The 15,271-nt window shown below is 67.7% G+C and carries 15 protein-coding genes; 12 read left to right on the top strand and 3 right to left on the bottom strand.

Annotated elements, in window-relative coordinates; genetic code table 11:
* Positions 1–8 precede the first annotated feature (8 nt).
* Positions 9–1,949 carry an acetate--CoA ligase gene (gene acs, locus ASG64_RS08390; protein WP_056072001.1) on the bottom strand — a complete coding sequence of 647 codons (1,941 nt, stop codon included), beginning with the start codon at positions 1,947–1,949 and terminating at the stop codon, positions 9–11.
* A gap of 416 nt (positions 1,950–2,365) precedes the next feature.
* On the opposite strand from acs, the gene ASG64_RS08385 reads away from it, so the two are divergent.
* From ASG64_RS08385 to ASG64_RS08365, 5 genes are all read left to right on the top strand, one after another.
* Positions 2,366–3,982 carry a peptide ABC transporter substrate-binding protein gene (locus ASG64_RS08385; RefSeq protein ID WP_200933450.1) on the top strand — a complete coding sequence of 539 codons (1,617 nt, stop codon included), beginning with the start codon at positions 2,366–2,368 and terminating at the stop codon, positions 3,980–3,982.
* Between the two features lie 85 nt (positions 3,983–4,067).
* A complete protein-coding gene (locus ASG64_RS08380) occupies positions 4,068–4,991 on the top strand; it encodes an ABC transporter permease (protein WP_056071998.1) in 924 nt (307 codons plus the stop codon).
* Positions 4,992–4,998: 7 nt separating this feature from the next.
* The gene (locus tag ASG64_RS08375) at positions 4,999–5,925 is read left to right on the top strand and encodes an ABC transporter permease (RefSeq protein ID WP_056071995.1); all 927 of its coding nucleotides are present in this window, start codon (positions 4,999–5,001) and stop codon (positions 5,923–5,925) included.
* 5 nt (positions 5,926–5,930) lie between these two features.
* The gene (locus ASG64_RS08370; RefSeq protein ID WP_056071991.1) at positions 5,931–7,619 is read left to right on the top strand and encodes an ABC transporter ATP-binding protein; all 1,689 of its coding nucleotides are present in this window, start codon (positions 5,931–5,933) and stop codon (positions 7,617–7,619) included.
* A gap of 9 nt (positions 7,620–7,628) precedes the next feature.
* Complete coding sequence (locus ASG64_RS08365; protein ID WP_056071989.1) at positions 7,629–8,387, top strand: hypothetical protein; 759 nt, start codon at positions 7,629–7,631, stop codon at positions 8,385–8,387.
* A gap of 394 nt (positions 8,388–8,781) precedes the next feature.
* Here the strand turns inward: ASG64_RS08365 and ASG64_RS08360 are convergent, their stop codons facing one another.
* Entirely contained in the window at positions 8,782–9,606 is an 825-nt protein-coding gene (locus ASG64_RS08360) for an HAD-IB family hydrolase (RefSeq protein WP_042575802.1), read from the bottom strand.
* Between the two features lie 305 nt (positions 9,607–9,911).
* Here ASG64_RS08360 and ssd point away from each other — a divergent pair, with 305 nt between their 5' ends.
* From ssd to ASG64_RS08325, 7 genes are all read left to right on the top strand, one after another.
* Positions 9,912–10,982: a septum site-determining protein Ssd gene (ssd, locus tag ASG64_RS08355; RefSeq protein ID WP_162245378.1), complete on the top strand. Its 1,071-nt coding sequence runs from the start codon at positions 9,912–9,914 to the stop codon at positions 10,980–10,982.
* A complete protein-coding gene (locus ASG64_RS08350) occupies positions 10,979–12,160 on the top strand; it encodes a TadA family conjugal transfer-associated ATPase (RefSeq protein ID WP_056071983.1) in 1,182 nt (393 codons plus the stop codon). The genes ssd and ASG64_RS08350 overlap by 4 nt, the downstream gene beginning before the upstream one ends.
* Positions 12,157–12,933 (top strand): type II secretion system F family protein, encoded by a 777-nt coding sequence (locus tag ASG64_RS22055; protein WP_056071980.1) that lies wholly within the window; start codon positions 12,157–12,159, stop codon positions 12,931–12,933. Before ASG64_RS08350 ends, ASG64_RS22055 begins: the two co-directional genes overlap by 4 nt.
* Positions 12,930–13,496, top strand: a complete 567-nt coding sequence (locus ASG64_RS22050; RefSeq protein WP_056071977.1) for a type II secretion system F family protein — start codon at positions 12,930–12,932, stop codon at positions 13,494–13,496. Before ASG64_RS22055 ends, ASG64_RS22050 begins: the two co-directional genes overlap by 4 nt.
* A 66-nt stretch (positions 13,497–13,562) precedes the next feature.
* Positions 13,563–13,754, top strand: a complete 192-nt coding sequence (locus ASG64_RS08335; RefSeq protein ID WP_042575750.1) for a DUF4244 domain-containing protein — start codon at positions 13,563–13,565, stop codon at positions 13,752–13,754.
* Entirely contained in the window at positions 13,751–14,077 is a 327-nt protein-coding gene (locus ASG64_RS08330; RefSeq protein WP_056071973.1) for a TadE family type IV pilus minor pilin, read from the top strand. Before ASG64_RS08335 ends, ASG64_RS08330 begins: the two co-directional genes overlap by 4 nt.
* Positions 14,070–14,414: an Rv3654c family TadE-like protein gene (locus ASG64_RS08325; protein WP_056071971.1), complete on the top strand. Its 345-nt coding sequence runs from the start codon at positions 14,070–14,072 to the stop codon at positions 14,412–14,414. Before ASG64_RS08330 ends, ASG64_RS08325 begins: the two co-directional genes overlap by 8 nt.
* A gap of 239 nt (positions 14,415–14,653) precedes the next feature.
* On the opposite strand, the gene ASG64_RS08320 is transcribed toward ASG64_RS08325, so the two are convergent.
* Positions 14,654–15,265, bottom strand: coding sequence for a DUF998 domain-containing protein (locus ASG64_RS08320; RefSeq protein ID WP_082518224.1), 612 nt, complete (start codon positions 15,263–15,265; stop codon positions 14,654–14,656).
* Positions 15,266–15,271 lie beyond the last annotated feature (6 nt).

Below are 15,271 nucleotides of genomic sequence, written 5' to 3'. Positions count from 1 at the left end.
TGTGCGTGTTACTTCTGGCTTGCCTTGGTGATCGCGTCGAAGACCGCCGGGTCGACGAGGGTGGAGGTGTCACCGAGGTCGCGGCCCTCGGCCACGTCGCGGAGCAGGCGGCGCATGATCTTGCCCGAGCGGGTCTTGGGCAGCTCCGGCACGACCGTGATCTGACGCGGCTTGGCGATCGGGGAGATCTCCTTGGACACCTGAGCCTTCAGTTCCGCGATGAGAGCGTCGCCGGTGTTCTCGACTCCGCCGCGCAGGATCACGAACGCGACGATGCCCTGGCCGGTGGTGTCGTCCGCGGCACCCACGACGGCTGCTTCCGCGACACCGTGGTGGCTGACCAGTGCCGACTCGACCTCGGAGGTGGAGATGCGGTGGCCGGAGACGTTCATGACGTCGTCGACCCGGCCGAGGACCCAGAGGTCACCGTCCTCGTCGAAGCGGGCGCCGTCGCCGGCGAAGTACCAGCCCTCGGTGGCATAGCGCGACCAGTAGGTGTCCTTGTAGCGCTCCATGTCGCCCCAGATACCGCGCAGCATCGACGGCCACGGTTCGTCCAGCACGAGGTAGCCGTTTCCGCCGGGGCCGAGCACCTTCGCGTCGTCGTCGACGATCGCCGCCGAGATGCCGGGGAGGGGAGTCTGGGCCGAGCCGGGCTTGGTCGCGGTGACACCGGGGAGCGGCGAGACCATGATCGCGCCGGTCTCGGTCTGCCACCACGTGTCGACGATCGGGGCGCTTCCGGCTCCGATGACATCGCGGAACCATCGCCACGCTTCGGGGTTGATGGGTTCGCCGACGCTGCCGAGGAGTCGGATCGACGACAGGTCGTGGGCGTCGGGGATCTCGCGACCCCACTTCATGAACGTGCGCACCAGGGTGGGCGCCGTGTAGTAGATGGAGACGCCGTACTTCTCGATGATGTTCCAGTGCCGGTGCTCGTCGGGGGAATTCGGTGTTCCCTCGTAGACAACTTGCGTCGCGCCGTTCGCCAGCGGGCCGTAGACGATGTAACTGTGGCCGGTCACCCAGCCGATGTCGGCGGTGCACCAGTAGACGTCCTTGCCACGCTTGTGGTCGAAGACGTAGTGGTGGGTGTACGCGGTCTGCGTCAGGTACCCACCGCTGGTGTGGATGATGCCCTTCGGCTTACCGGTGGTGCCGGAGGTGTAGAGGATGAAGAGAGGGTGCTCGGAGTCGAACGGCTGGGCCTCGTGCTCGGGTGAGGCGTTGCCGACGCTCTCGTGCCACCAGAGGTCGCGCCCCTCGGTCCACTGGACGTCGATGTCGGTGCGCTTGACCACCAGGACGTGCTCGATCGACGCGGCGCCGTCCACCGCTTCGTCGACCGAATCCTTGAGGGGCGCGGCCTTGCCGCGTCGCCACTGGCCGTCGGTGGTGACGACGAGCTTGGCCTCGGCGTCGTCGATGCGCGACCGCAGTGCCGAGGAGGAGAAGCCGGCGAACACGACACTGTGGGTCAGGCCGAGGCGGGCGCAGGCCAGCATCGAGACGATCGCCTCGGGAACCATCGGCATGTAGATCGCCACGCGGTCGCCGGAGACCAGTCCGAGTTCGGTGAACGTGTTGGCGGCTCGGCTGACCTCGGCGAGAAGATCGGAGTAGGTGATCTCGCGGCTGTCGCCGGGCTCGCCCTCCCAGTGGATCGCCACCTGGTCGCCGCGGCCTTCCACGACGTGCCGGTCGACGCAGTTGTACGCGACGTTGAGCTCGCCGCCGACGAACCACTTCGCGACGGGTGCGTCGGACCAGTCGAGGACCTGCTCGAACGGGGTGTGCCAGTGCAGCCGGTTCGCCTGTTCCGCCCAGAACGCGAGTCGGTCGTCCTTCGCCGACGCGTACAGCTCGGCCCCGGCGTTGGCCTGCGCGACGAAGTCGTCGCTGGGTGGGTAGGACACCGGGTGCTCGTTCACTGCTGATTCCGTCATCCGAACGCGACCTCTTTCGCTTTTGCGGCTGGTTCTTGCGACTGTGAGGGTAGTCACGTGTGACCGGTGACGCACCGCCGCGATACGTCGCGCGCAGAAGTCTGCGGCGAGAGGTGGCTACGACGCGACAGGCGGTGTGCAGCGGCGATGGTTTGTGACGGCAAACAGAAAATGCCTCTCATCAGGCTGTCTGACCGGTGAGGTCCAGTCCTGTCAGGTTACGGCCCCGTTTCGGAGAGGTTCGGTGTCCTCACGATTTCGGGGGAGTAGACGACAGACCTTTGTGAGTGTGTCTAAAGTCAAGCAAATATCCGGGTCACGCCGGTCATCGCCCGTGGCCCACCCGACACCCGCGGACCACCCGCGGACGGTGCGTGCAGTCGACCCTGTACGTGCCGGATTCGATGGAGGACATGTTGAGAGTCAAGAAGACGATCGCGGTGGTCTCGGTGGCCATCGCCGCCGTGGGGATGCTCGCGGCGTGTGGTGGCGGGGGTGGGTCCTCGAGCGCCGAGGGCACCTACAGCCTGTACATCGGCCAGCCCGAGAACCCGCTCGTTCCCGGTAACACCACCGAGAGCGAGGGCAACCAGGTTCTCAAAGCCCTGTTCACGCCGTTGGTCAACTACAACGACGAGAGCAGTGAAGTCGAGTACACCGGCGTCGCCGAGTCGGTCGAGTCCGACGATCAGACCAACTGGACCATCAAGCTGAAGCCGGACTGGACTTTCCACGACGGCACGCCCGTGAACGCGAAGTCCTACGTCGACGCGTGGAACTACACCGCTCTCAGCACCAACGCCTACGGCGCCTCGTACTTCTTCGAGAACGTCCAGGGTTACGACGACCTGCAGGCCGCCGAGGGCGCAGAGCCCGCAGCGACCGCCATGTCCGGACTCGAAGCTGTGGACGACACCACGATTCGTGTCGCTTTGAAGGAGCCCTTCGCGATTTATCCGGTGACCCTGGGTTACAGCGCGTTCTCGCCGCTGCCCGAGGCGTTCTTCACCGACCCCGACGCGTTCGGTCGTCGCCCCATCGGCAACGGTCCGTTCAAGGCCGACGAGGACTTCGTCGAGGGCCAGGGCATCACCCTGACCAAGTACGACGACTACAAGGGTGACAAGCCCGCGCAGTCGCAGGGCGTGCAGTTCAAGGTCTACACCGAGCTGAGCACCGGTTACACCGATGTCCAGGCCGGTGGACTCGACGTGATGCTGGACCTGCCGCCGGACGCGTGGGCCACCGCCCGCGACCAGTTCGGTGACCGGTACGGAGAGCGCGCTCGCCCCGACATCACCTCGCTCGCCTTCCCGACGTACGACCCGCGTTTCTCGGATCCCCGTGTGCGTGAGGCGTTCTCGATGGCGATCGATCGTCAGGCCATCACCGAGGCCATCTTCACCAACACTCGTACCCCGGCCAACTCCTTCGGTTCACCCGTCGTCGACGGCTACCGCGAGGACGCCTGCGGCACCAAGTGCGAGCTGAACGCAGCGCAGGCCAACACGCTGCTCGATCAGGCTGGTTTCGACCGTTCGCAGCCGATCGATCTGTGGTTCAACGCAGGTGCGGCACATGACACCTGGATGACGGCGGTGGGCAACCAGCTGCGCACCAACCTCGGTGTCGACTACGTCCTGCGCGGCGATCTGCAGTTCGCGCAGTACCTGCCGCTTCAGGACGCGAAGGGAATGACGGGTCCGTTCCGGTCCGGTTGGATCATGGACTACCCGTCGCTGTACAACTTCCTGTCGCCGGTCTACAGCTCGGTTGCACTTCCGCCGGCCGGCTCGAACGTCAGCTTCTATTCCAACCCGGAGTTCGACGCTGCTCTGTCGCAGGGCAACAACGCGGAGTCCATCGACGCCGCGACGACGGAATACCAGCGGGCCGAGGACATCTTGTTCCGCGACCTGCCGGCCACCCCGCTCTTCTACGGCCTGAACCAGGCGGTCTGGAGCGACCGTGTGGACAACGTGAAGATCGACCTGTTCGGTGACATCGAGGTTGCGGACGTCACGGTCAGCTGATTCCTCTCTCGACTCGGTGGGGCGCCGCGCTCGTGCAAGGCGCCCCACCGGTGCGTGAACCGTAAGACCCGAAGAGGAGAGCCCAGTGGGTCGCTTCATCACGCGCCGATTGCTGTTGACCATCCCGGTCCTGATCGGTGCCTCGTTCCTGATCTTCGCGATGGTGTACGCCCTTCCGGGCGACCCGATTCGCGCGCTCGCGGGTGACCGCCCGCTGGCCCCGGCAGTCGTTGCGCAACTGCGCGCGCAGTACAACCTGGACGATCCGTTCTTCGTGCAGTACGCCAAGTACGTCGGCGGACTTCTTCAGGGTGATTTCGGCACCGACTTCGCCGGGCGTCCCGTGCTCGACACCATCTCCCAGCGCCTTCCCGTGACGGTGCGTCTGACCATCGTCGCCATCGTGTTCGAGGCAGTCCTCGGCATCGCGGCCGGTGTGCTCTCGGGTCTGCGCCGGAACTCTTTCTTCGACAACCTCGTGCTGGTGTCGACGACGCTGCTGGTGTCCGTCCCCGTCTTCGTCTTCGGTTTCGTCGCGCAGTACATCTTCGGATACAAGTTCGATCTGTTTCCCATCGCCGGCATCAACGACGGGTGGTACAGCTACCTGCTTCCCGGTCTGGTCCTTGCCTCACTGTCCATGGCGTACGTGGCGCGACTGACCCGATCGGCCGTGTCGGAGGCCATGGCCGCGGACTACATCCGTACCGCGCGCGCCAAGGGCGTCGGGTACCGGCGCATCGTGCTCCGCCACGCGCTGCGCAACAGCATGATCCCCGTCGTCACGTTCATCGGCGCGGATATCGGAGCACTGCTGGGCGGCGCCATCGTCACCGAGTCGGTGTTCAACCTGCCGGGTCTGGGTCGGGCGATCTTCGACGCCGTGCAACGCCAGGAAGGTGCAGTGGTCGTCGGCATCGTCACCCTGATGGTCTTCTTCTACATCTTCTTCAACCTCGTCGTGGACGTGCTGTACGCGCTCCTCGACCCCCGAATTCGATACGAGTAGGCGCGCTATGACCAACGATGCACAGCATGTCGCCGCTGCCGGCGAGCCGGGCAACGTCGTCACCGGCGAGGCACAGGAGCTGGTCGGCCAGGCCAGTCTCTGGGGCAACGCGTGGAAGAAGCTGCGGCGCAGCGTCTTCTTCTGGTTCGGTGCCGTCATCACGGGCGTCCTCGTCCTGATGGCCATCGTGCCGCAGTTGTTCGCGCGCGGCATCGATCCGCGTGCGTGCACCTTGTCGGACACCCGTCTCTCTCCGAGCTCCGAGCACTGGTTCGGAACGGACCTGCAGGGATGCGACTACTACGCCAACGTCATCTACGGCGCACGCATCTCGCTGACCATCGGACTGCTCGCCGTCATCGGTGTGCTGATCATCGGCGTCCTGATCGGCGCGCTCGCCGGGTACTTCGGCGGCGTGCTGGACAGCCTGCTCGCCCGCTTCACCGACATCTTCTTCGGCATTCCGCTCCTGCTCGGCGCGCTGGTCCTGCTCACCGTCACCAGTGAGCGGACCGTCACCACGGTGGCGCTGGCCCTCATCGCCTTCGGGTGGATGACGGCCATGCGACTGGTCCGCTCGTCGGTCATCTCGATCAAGCAGAGCGAGTACGTGCAGGCCGCACAGGCGCTGGGCGCGAGCACGTTCCGCATCCTGGTCCGTCACATCCTGCCCAACGCCCTCGCGCCCGTTCTCGTGTACGCGACCATCGCCGTCGGCACGTTCATCGCGGCCGAGGCCACGCTGTCCTACCTGGGTATCGGGCTGCAGTTGCCGGCGATCTCGTGGGGCCTGCAGATCAACCTCGGCCAGAACTACATCTCGACCTCGCCGCACCTGGTGCTCTTCCCCGCCGGGTTCCTGTCGGTGACCGTGCTGGCCTTCATCCTCATGGGCGATGCGCTGCGAGATGCGCTCGACCCGAAACGGAGCTGACGGACATGAGTGACGACAAGACCGGCCCCATTCTCGGAGTCTCGGATCTGACGATCGATTTCGAAGTCGACAAGACGTGGCGTACGGCCGTACGGAATGTCTCGTTCGACCTCGCTCGCGGTGAAATCCTCGCCATCGTCGGCGAATCGGGCTCGGGAAAGTCCACGACCGCGATGGCGGTGCCCGGCCTGCTGGCCGACAACAGTCGGGTCAGCGGCAGCATCACGCTGAACGGCCGTGAGTTGACTGGCTTGCGCGAGCGAGACTTGAACTCGGTGCGCGGCAAGGACATCGCCGTCATCTTCCAGGAGCCCATGACGGCCCTGAATCCCGTCTACAGCATCGGGTGGCAGATCACCGAGGCCATCCGCGCGCACAGTGACGTGACCAAGGCGCAGGCGAAGGAACGCGTCATCGAATTGTTGCGGTTGGTCGAGATGCCCGAACCCGAGAAGCGGGTCAAGTACTACCCGCACCAGTTGTCCGGCGGACAGCGTCAGCGCGCCATGATCGCCCAGGCGCTCGCGTCGGAACCGTCCGTCCTCATCGCCGACGAACCCACCACTGCGCTCGACGTGACGGTGCAGGCAGAGATCCTCCAGCTGATGCGTGATCTTCGCGGTCGCGTGAACGCGGCAATTCTGTTGATCACCCATGACATGGGCGTGGTCGCGGACATGGCCGACCGCATCCTGGTGATGCGCGGCGGGGACATCGTCGAGCAGGGCACGTCCACCGACATCTTCGCTCGGCCCGAGCACGCGTACACCCGCGAGTTGCTCGCCTCCGTGCCCCACCTCGGCTCTCGCGCAGGGCAGACCGGGACCGACGACACTCCCGACGTTCGGTACGCGCTCGAACTGACCGATGCCGTGATCGAATACCCCGGTGCGCGCCGGTCCGGCGGGTTCCGGGCAGTCGACGGCGTGAGCCTGAGCATCGAGCCCGGCGAGGTCGTCGGGTTGGTCGGTGAGTCGGGATCGGGGAAGTCGACCATCGGCAAGGCCGCGGTCGGGCTGCTGAAGCTGCATTCCGGATCGTTGTCCATCGCCGGTACCGACATCACGTCGATGTCGACTCGCGACCTGCGGCCGGTTCGTAAGAAGGTCGGCATCGTCTTCCAGGACCCGGGTTCGTCGCTGAACCCGCGGTGGCCCATCGGTCAGTCCATCGGAGAGCCGATGCTGTTGCACACCGACATGGATCGCGGACAGCGGGACAAGAAGATCGAAGAGTTGCTCGACCAGGTGCATCTGTCGCGCGACATGCGCAACCGGTATCCGCATCAACTCTCCGGTGGGCAGCGTCAACGTGTCGGCATCGCGCGTGCGCTGGCACTCGAACCGACGCTGCTGGTCGCCGACGAGCCCACATCGGCACTCGATGTGTCCGTGCAGGCCAAGGTGCTGGAGTTGTTCCAGGAGCTGCAACGGGAGTACGGCTTCGCGTGCCTGTTCATCAGCCACGACCTGGCCGTGGTCGAGGTTCTTGCCCGACGCATCGCCGTGATGAGTGCAGGCAAGCTGGTGGAGTTCGACAGGACGGACAAGATCCTCCGTTCGCCGACCGACCCGTACACGAAGAGGCTGCTCGCTGCGGTTCCGGTGCCCGATCCTGAGCAGCAGGCGGTTCGCAGACGCGAGCGTGCGGAACTGATGGCCGCCGAGCGGAATGCCGGCACACCTGCCAGCTAGCCTGGCCGGATGAGCAGCGCAGGCACGGATCCCCTCGGCCCGATACTCGAGCTCGAGGGCGTCCGTGATGCCGCCGAGCGCGCTCGCAACGCGCTCGGTGAGGTGCATCGGCACAAGGCCAACCGGCGTGGGTGGGCTGCCACTGCCTCGGAGGCCTCGGTGCGTGCCGCGCGGGCGTCGGCCGTGATCGAAGGATCGTCGACCGCGCTTCCGGAGGAGGGGCAGGACACTCCGCCGTTGCTGGCCGGCGCGCTGCGCGTGGCTCAGGCTCTCGACGGGGACAGCCTGCCGATCATGGTGGGGGTCTGGCAGCGTGCGCCCCTACAAGCTCTGGCCCGTCTGCATCTGCTGGCCGCGGCGGACCTGGCGACCAGTCAGGACGAGCTGGGACGACCGCGGGCAGACCCTGCCGTGGCAGAGAGGCTGACGTTCCTGGCCGCCCTGGTGACCGGAGGAACTCGCGCTCCGGCGCCGGTACTCGCGGCGATCGTGCACGGCGAATTGCTGACGTTGAAGCCGTTCGGCACCGCGGACGGCATCGTCGCGCGCGCGGCCTCACGGTTGGTCGCGGTGTCGACCGGCTTCGATCCGCGCAACCTCGGCGTGCCCGAGGTGAGTTGGGCGACCCGACTCGCCGCGTACCGCACCGGTGCCGACGGTTTCGCGCAGGGAACGGAACGGGGAGTCGGGAGCTGGGTGTTGTTGTGCTGCGGCACCTTCGAGGCCGGCGCAGCCGAGGCGACGACGATAGCCGACAACCAGATCTGACCGAACGGGTTGTCCCGCAACGACAACGGGCGACGTTGCCGAGTTCTCACCCCGGCATCGTCGCCCGTCAGCACGAACGTCTGTTACCAGGCGTGCAGAGTGGGTTGCGGCGGAGCGGACTCCGCGAGGCCTCGGCGAGAAATCGTGCGCCCGGGACTCGTGTCCGCAACCAGTGCGAAGTTCTCATCCCTGATGCTCGACTTTCGCAGGCCCACAACACTTGTGCCGTCAAAGCGGCTAGCTACGCGTGGGTACTGATCGGTCGTGCTGGGGAAAGCCCGGCTGGGAGAGCGATCCTTCTCTTCCGGCCCGCTCTTGGCCTTCCGTCTTCCCGTACGACCATTTGTACTCTGTGACCCGCAACACAGCAAGGGTTTCCGAGAACCCGATCGATTCAGCGTCGGCGTCGCAACAGGCTGTAGGTGGCAGCACCGGCGGCGAGAGCTCCGAACGACACCGCGGCCATCCCGGCGACAGTTCCCGACGACGGCGTCTGGAAACGAGCACGTAGCGAGACCGGGTTCGAGAACGTGAGGATGGGCCATCCGTTGGACGCCGCTTCCTTGCGGAGCCCTCGATCCGGGTTGACCGCCGTCGGGTGACCGACGGCCTCGAGCATCGGCAGATCGGTGATGGAGTCGGAGTAGGCGTACGAGCGGGAGAGGTCGTAACCCTCCTGCTCGGCCAGCTCCTCCATCGCGACGACCTTGCCCGGCCCGTAGCAGTAGAACGAGAGCTCACCGGTGTACTTGCCGTCGGCGACGGCCATACGCGTACCCATGTCGTGGTCCACGCCGAGTGCCTCCGCGATCGGAGCCACCACTTCCTCGCCCGACGCCGACACGATGACCACGTCGTGGCCGCGCAGCTTGTGGTCGGCGATCAGGTCCGCGGCTTCGGCGAAGACCAGCGGGTCGACGATGTCGTGCAACGTCTCCGCGACGATGGCTCGGACCTGCTCGACGTCCCAGCCGGTGCACATGTTGGCGATGTGGATCCGCATGCGCTCCATCTGGTCGTGGTCCGCTCCGGAGACCAGGAACAGGAACTGGGCGTAGCTGCTCTTGAGCACGCTCCGACGGTTGATCAACCCGCCGTCGAAAAAGGGCTTGCTGAAGGCGAGCGTGGACGATTTGGCGATGATGGTCTTGTCCAGATCGAAGAACGCGGCCACTCGGCCCGGCGTCCCGTGGTCGGCCGCAGCCAGGGGTGAGGTCACGTCCCCAGGGTAACGGCCGACCTGCGGTCGGAGCGCAGATCGTGATCACGTCGCACATGCCGTCAGCCGTTGTCGGCGGTGTAGCATTTCGGGTGCCTGGTCTCGAATCGGGTGTGTTCAGCTCGACCCCCCGGAGCTGAACGCCGACGACCCCCGCCTCCTCCCCCCCTGGCGGGGGTCGTCCTCGGTTCGGCCCCTATCACGTCTCTCCGTCGAGTGCTCTCGTCATCCCCGGGTGGGAGTTGTCCACAGGATGCGGACCGACGCTCTGGTTCCGGGTGCCCGTCTCCCGCACCATCGACCACGTGACCCAACCTCCGCAGCGCGGGACAGTGCTCGTCGTCGCGTCCGACCCCGCCGTCTCCGATCACGTCCGTCGAGTGGCGGCCGCGGCCGGCCGGACGTCCGTTCACGTGCCAGGGCTTCCCGACAGGTCCGCCTGGCAGTCCGCGGACATCGTCGTCGTCGCTCGGGCAGACGCCGATCTGGCTGCTGCACACCAGTTCCCGATCCATCCGCGGCTCGCGGTCGTCACGGATCGGCCCGCCGACGTCCGGTCCTGGCAGGCGGCGGCGCTGCTGCGCACCACGCGCGTTCTCGAACTGCCGGCCGCGGAGACCGACCTCATGCAATTCCTCACGCTCCGGTCCCACGACAGTGGCGGCGACGGGGTCGTCATCGCGGTGACCGGGGGATGCGGGGGAGCCGGTGCATCCGTCTTCGCCACGGCACTCGCACTCGTCGCATCACGATCCGGCCGGGCACTGCTCGTCGACGGGGACGTCGGCGGCGGGGGTCTCGACCTCGTCGCGGGGCTCGACACGTCCCCCGGGTTGCGGTGGCCGGACCTGGTGATCGACGGCGGCAACGTCACGGCCGACGCGTTGCATCACGCACTTCCCGGTATCGACGACCTGGCCGTCCTCTCGACGCGTCGTGACGCGGTGAACGTGATCACGGAGAACGCCCTGCGTGCCGTGGTCGCAGCAGGACGGTCGGCCGGCGACGTGGTCGTCTGCGACACACCCAGGACCGACGGAGTTGTGCAGCGAGGCGCGTTGGACGTGGCGGACCTCGTCGTCCTGATCACGCCCGCCACGGTGCGCTCGGCCGCCGCCGCTCGTGTCGTCGCGGACTCGGTGGGTTCGGTGTGCGCGAACGTCGGACTGGTCGTGCGGGGACCGGCACCGGGAGGCTTGACCGCCGCGGACGTCGCGGAGATTGTCCAGGTGCCGTTGCTGGCGTCGGTACGGCCCGAGCGCCGACTGGCGGCCATGCTCGACGGGCGCGGGCTGTCGCTGGGCAGGCGCTCGTCCCTGGCGGCCGCTGCATCCGCGGTGCTGGCGATCCTGTCCGGCACCGGAGCGCCGTCGTGACGAACTGGGTGTCCACCGATCTGCTCGACCGGGTGCGGGGCCGACTGGCGGGTTCGGATCGGGATCCGACTCCCGCGGTCATCGCCGACGCTCTACGCGCCGAAGCGGGTGGGGTACTCGGTGATGCCGATCTGTTGGCCGCGCTGCACGTCCTCGACACCGAGTTCCGCGGCGCCGGGGTTCTGGACTCCGTCCTGAGGGAACCGGGTGTCACCGACGTCCTCGTCACCGGACCCCGGGACGTCTGGGTCGACCGTGGTTCCGGATTGCGCCGCGCCGGTGTCAGCTTCACCGACGAAGCTGCGGTCCGTCGACTCGCGCAGCGACTGGCGCTGTCCGCCGGGCGGCGGCTCGACGACGCGCAGCCATGGGTGGACGGGCGTCTGCCGGGTGTCGATCGCGACTCCTTCGGAGTTCGACTGCATGCCGTACTCGCACCCGTCGCGCAGGGTGGGACGTGCCTGTCGCTGCGGGTGCTCCGTCCGGCGTCGCAGGGTCTTTCAGCGCTTGCGGAATCGGGTGCGTTCGCAACCGGGTCCGAGGAGTTGTTGCGGCGCATCGTGTCCGGACGGTTGGCGTTCCTCGTCGTCGGCGGTACCGGAACGGGCAAGACCACCTTGTTGGCGGCACTGTTGGGCGAGGTGGACCCCGCCGAGCGGATCATCTGCGTGGAGGACGCGGCCGAGTTGGCACCGTCCCACCCGCACGTCGTCCAACTCGTCGCTCGCCCCGCCAACGTCGAGGGCGTCGGTCAGGTCGATGTGCGGGACCTGGTGCGACAGGCGCTGCGGATGCGTCCGGATCGCATCGTCGTCGGGGAGGTACGCGGGGCCGAGGTCGTCGACCTGTTGACGGCGCTCAACACCGGCCACGACGGCGGCGCGGGCACCGTGCACGCCAACTCGCCCGACGAGGTGCCCGCGCGGCTCGAAGCACTTGCGGCACTGGGCGGTATGGACCGCGCGGCGTTGCACAGTCAGTTCGCCGCCGCCGTGCAGGTGGTCCTGCACGTCGCGCGGGAGTCGTCCGGGCGCCGCGTGCTCGCCTCCATCGGTGTTCTCGAACGCGACGAGCGTGGACTGTGCACCGTCGTCGACGCGTGGTCCCGGCAGAATGCGCACGGGCCGGGCTACGACACTCTCCTGGCCGTTCTCGGGCGACGTGAGGGGCCGGTGTGATCGCGGCGGCGCTGTGTCTGGCTCTGGCCGTGCTCGTGGTGCCGGTTCACGACGCGCGGCGTCGGTTGCGTCCGCGACGTGCTCGCACATTTCTCGTGGGGCAGGTGTCCGCCCGAATCTGGGTTCCTGCGCTGTCGCTGGTCGTCGGCGTGCTCCTCGGCTGGACCGTGGGGTGCGCGCTGGCGGTGCTGGCGACCACGCTCGTCGTGCGGCGCAGTCGTTCGGCGGGCCGCGTCGCCGAGCGGGCGGCGTCGACCACCCTGTGTTCCGCACTGGACACCGTGGTCGCAGAACTCCGTGTCGGTGCGCACCCGGCCGTGGCCTGTCGCGTTGCTGCGCAGGAACATCGGGGCGAGGTGGGATCGGTGTTCGCATCCGCCGCCGCGCGCGCCGAGTTGGGCGGAGCGATGTCCGACGCCGTCGGTGCCCTCGGATCAGGCGCCGACTTCGCGCGTGTGGCAGCGGTCTGGCGCGTCGCCGAGGTACACGGCCTACGACTCGCATCCCTGCTCGACGCCGTCCGTACCGATCTGAAGGACCGAGCGCGATCGGCACGACGTATCGAGGCGTCGATGGCAGGTCCCCGCGCGACGGCGGCGGTGCTGGCCGCTCTACCCGCCGTGGGGACGCTGCTCGGTCAGGCGATGGGCGCATCGCCCGTCGCTGTGCTTGCCGGCGGCGGAGTCGGCGGAATCATGCTCGTCGTGGGCGTGACCCTCGCGTGTGCCGGCCTCCTGTGGACCGATGCGATCGTGGCGAAGGTGGCGTCGTGACAACCACTCTCGTCCTGCTGGCCTGTGCCCTCCTCGCGGTGCCGCCGGCCACCGGTGCGCGGGCTCGGCTGCGACCGCCGACTGTCGTCGAGTCGGAATCCTCACCGAGCGAGTACGACATCCATGCGACCGCGAGTGCCCTGGATCTGCTGTCGTCCTGTCTGCGGTCAGGCCTCGACATCGCCGCATCGGCGTCTGCCGTCGCCGGTGTCGCGCCGGAACCGATGGCGTCGGCACTTCGTCGCGCGTCTCACGTGCTCTCGCTCGGTGGGGAACCGGAATCCGCGTGGCGCGCGCTCGCTGCCGATGCGGACACGGAGGCCGTCGCGCGCGTGATCCTGCGATCGGCCAGATCGGGAACCTCCATGGCCGATGCCACTGCCGAGGCGGCGACGGAACTGCGCTCCCGAGCGGACGACGCCGCGGCTGCCGCGGGGGAGCGTGCGGGCGTCATGGTCAGCGGCCCGCTCGGCCTGTGCTTCCTGCCGGCGTTCGTCTGCCTCGGCATCGTGCCCGTGGTGATCGGTCTGGCCGGGTCGGTTCTGAACGGCGGCGTGCTGTGAGGCGCGCCCAGAAGCGCCGAGGCGGATGTCCCGCCTCGGATCATGAAGGGGGAGAACATGAGGGAAATGCTGAACCGTCTCGGAGCGCGCGCGGCGATCATGATGGCCGAGGACGACGGGATGTCCACGGCGGAGTACGCCATCGGCACCATCGCCGCGGCCGCGTTCGGGGCCGTGCTGTACACGGTGGTCACCGGCGACAGCATCGTGACCGCATTGACGGGGATCATCGACAAGGCGCTGCAGACGCAGGTGTGACGGGGGACGCCGGCGCGGTGACGGTGGAAGCGGCGCTGGCGATCTCGTCGATCGTGGTCGTCCTGGTGCTGTGTCTGGGTGCGCTGGTGACGGTCACGTCCTACGTCCGGTGTATCGACGCGGCGCGCGAGGGAGCGCGGCTGACGGCGCTCGGGGATGTGGGTGCTCTGGATCTCGCGCGTCGGGTCGGTCCACCGGGAGCACGGGTGACGGTGTCGCGGACCGAGGATGTCGTCACGGTGCGGGTGGAGGCGTCGTCGCCGTTGCCGGGGTTGACGGTTGCTGCCAGTGCGGTCGCGGCGGTAGAGCCGTCGGATGAATGATCGAGGTTCGGCGACGGTGGTCGGGGCGTTCGTGGCGATGGCGCTGGTGGTCGTGACCGCGCTGGTCGTGTCGGTGGGGGCGGCGGTGGCGGCGCGGCACCAGGCGCAGTCGGCGGCGGACATGGCGGCGCTGGCGGGGGCTGCCGCACTGATCGGTGGGTCGGAGGCGGGATGTGCGGCGGCTACCGAGTCCGCGCAGCGGATGAACGCGGTGCTCGACGGTTGCACCGTGGAGGAGTGGGACGTGCAGGTCCGGGTGCGGGTGCCGATCGCGGTGCTGCGCGTCGGTCAGCGGGATGCCTCGGCCTCGGCGAGGGCGGGACCGGCGAGCGAATAGTGAACTATCACCTCGGCCGATCGGTCAGCGCGATTCGGCGAGCCTGCGAACTTCCGGCGCGACCGGGCGGCCGGTCTTCGCACTGGCGGCCACGGCGGCTCGTGCCGCTGCGCGGCGAACGGCGACACTGCGAATCGGGGTTTGTGGCTTCTCGTCACGCGATGCTGTCGTCACCGTGAACATCCTCCCTGTCGCTGCGTGTGACCAGTGTAGAGCCGGTGGGGGTTGGAGATCGTGGACTATCGGCCCCGGATTACGGGGCCCGGATTCCACGATCGGGCGAGCAGCAGCACACCCATGCCGATGGTCCACACGTTCAAGGTGTCCAGGGCGAGCCGTTCGGTGACACCCGAGCCCAGTCCCCACTTTCCCGGGCTGAGGAACGCGATACCGCCCACCACGGCGATCGCGCTGCAGGCGTAGGTGAACCGGGACGCGATCCGACCGACAGATCGTGCGACGCACAGCATCCCGGCGAGTTGCAGGCCGAAGTGCACCTGGGCCGCGACGGTGTGGGGCACCGGTGAGACGTCGAGCGGCAGGAACCCCACCGCACACGTCGCGAGCCCGGACAACGCCACGAGCACCCACCCGGTGCGGGCGACACCGACGGAGGGACGCACCAGAAGTGCTGCGCCCGCAGCCGTCGCGGCGCCCACGGCGACGAAGGTCGCGTTCATGACGACGTGATCGGGGGAGCAGTAGTCGGTACAGGTGGCTGCGCCGAGCGCGCTGATGACGTCGTCACGCCAGCTGTAGGGCGTTGCCCACGAGCGGGACACGACGACCTGCATCGGCCAATAGAGGACTGTGGCGATCCACAATGCGGCCACGCTTCGACGCAGGGTCATGACACG

Origin of the sequence: Rhodococcus sp. Leaf247 (genome assembly GCF_001426185.1) — a bacterium.
In the GTDB taxonomy this organism is placed as follows: domain Bacteria; phylum Actinomycetota; class Actinomycetes; order Mycobacteriales; family Mycobacteriaceae; genus Rhodococcoides.
Note: the sequence above shows the minus strand (reverse complement) of the source record. Positions and strands in the feature narration are given on the sequence as shown.

What these genes read in the sequence shown, in the direction of transcription:
- acs (WP_056072001.1), bottom strand. Translation starts at nt 1,949, where the DNA reads ATGACGGAATCAGCAGTGAACGAGCACCCGGTGTCCTACCCACCCAGC.
- ASG64_RS08320 (WP_082518224.1), bottom strand. Translation starts at nt 15,265, where the DNA reads ATGACCCTGCGTCGAAGCGTGGCCGCATTGTGGATCGCCACAGTCCTC.
- ASG64_RS08370 (WP_056071991.1), top strand. Translation starts at nt 5,931, where the DNA reads ATGAGTGACGACAAGACCGGCCCCATTCTCGGAGTCTCGGATCTGACG.
- ASG64_RS08375 (WP_056071995.1), top strand. Translation starts at nt 4,999, where the DNA reads ATGACCAACGATGCACAGCATGTCGCCGCTGCCGGCGAGCCGGGCAAC.
- ASG64_RS08335 (WP_042575750.1), top strand. Translation starts at nt 13,563, where the DNA reads ATGCTGAACCGTCTCGGAGCGCGCGCGGCGATCATGATGGCCGAGGAC.
- ASG64_RS08365 (WP_056071989.1), top strand. Translation starts at nt 7,629, where the DNA reads ATGAGCAGCGCAGGCACGGATCCCCTCGGCCCGATACTCGAGCTCGAG.
- ASG64_RS08325 (WP_056071971.1), top strand. Translation starts at nt 14,070, where the DNA reads ATGAATGATCGAGGTTCGGCGACGGTGGTCGGGGCGTTCGTGGCGATG.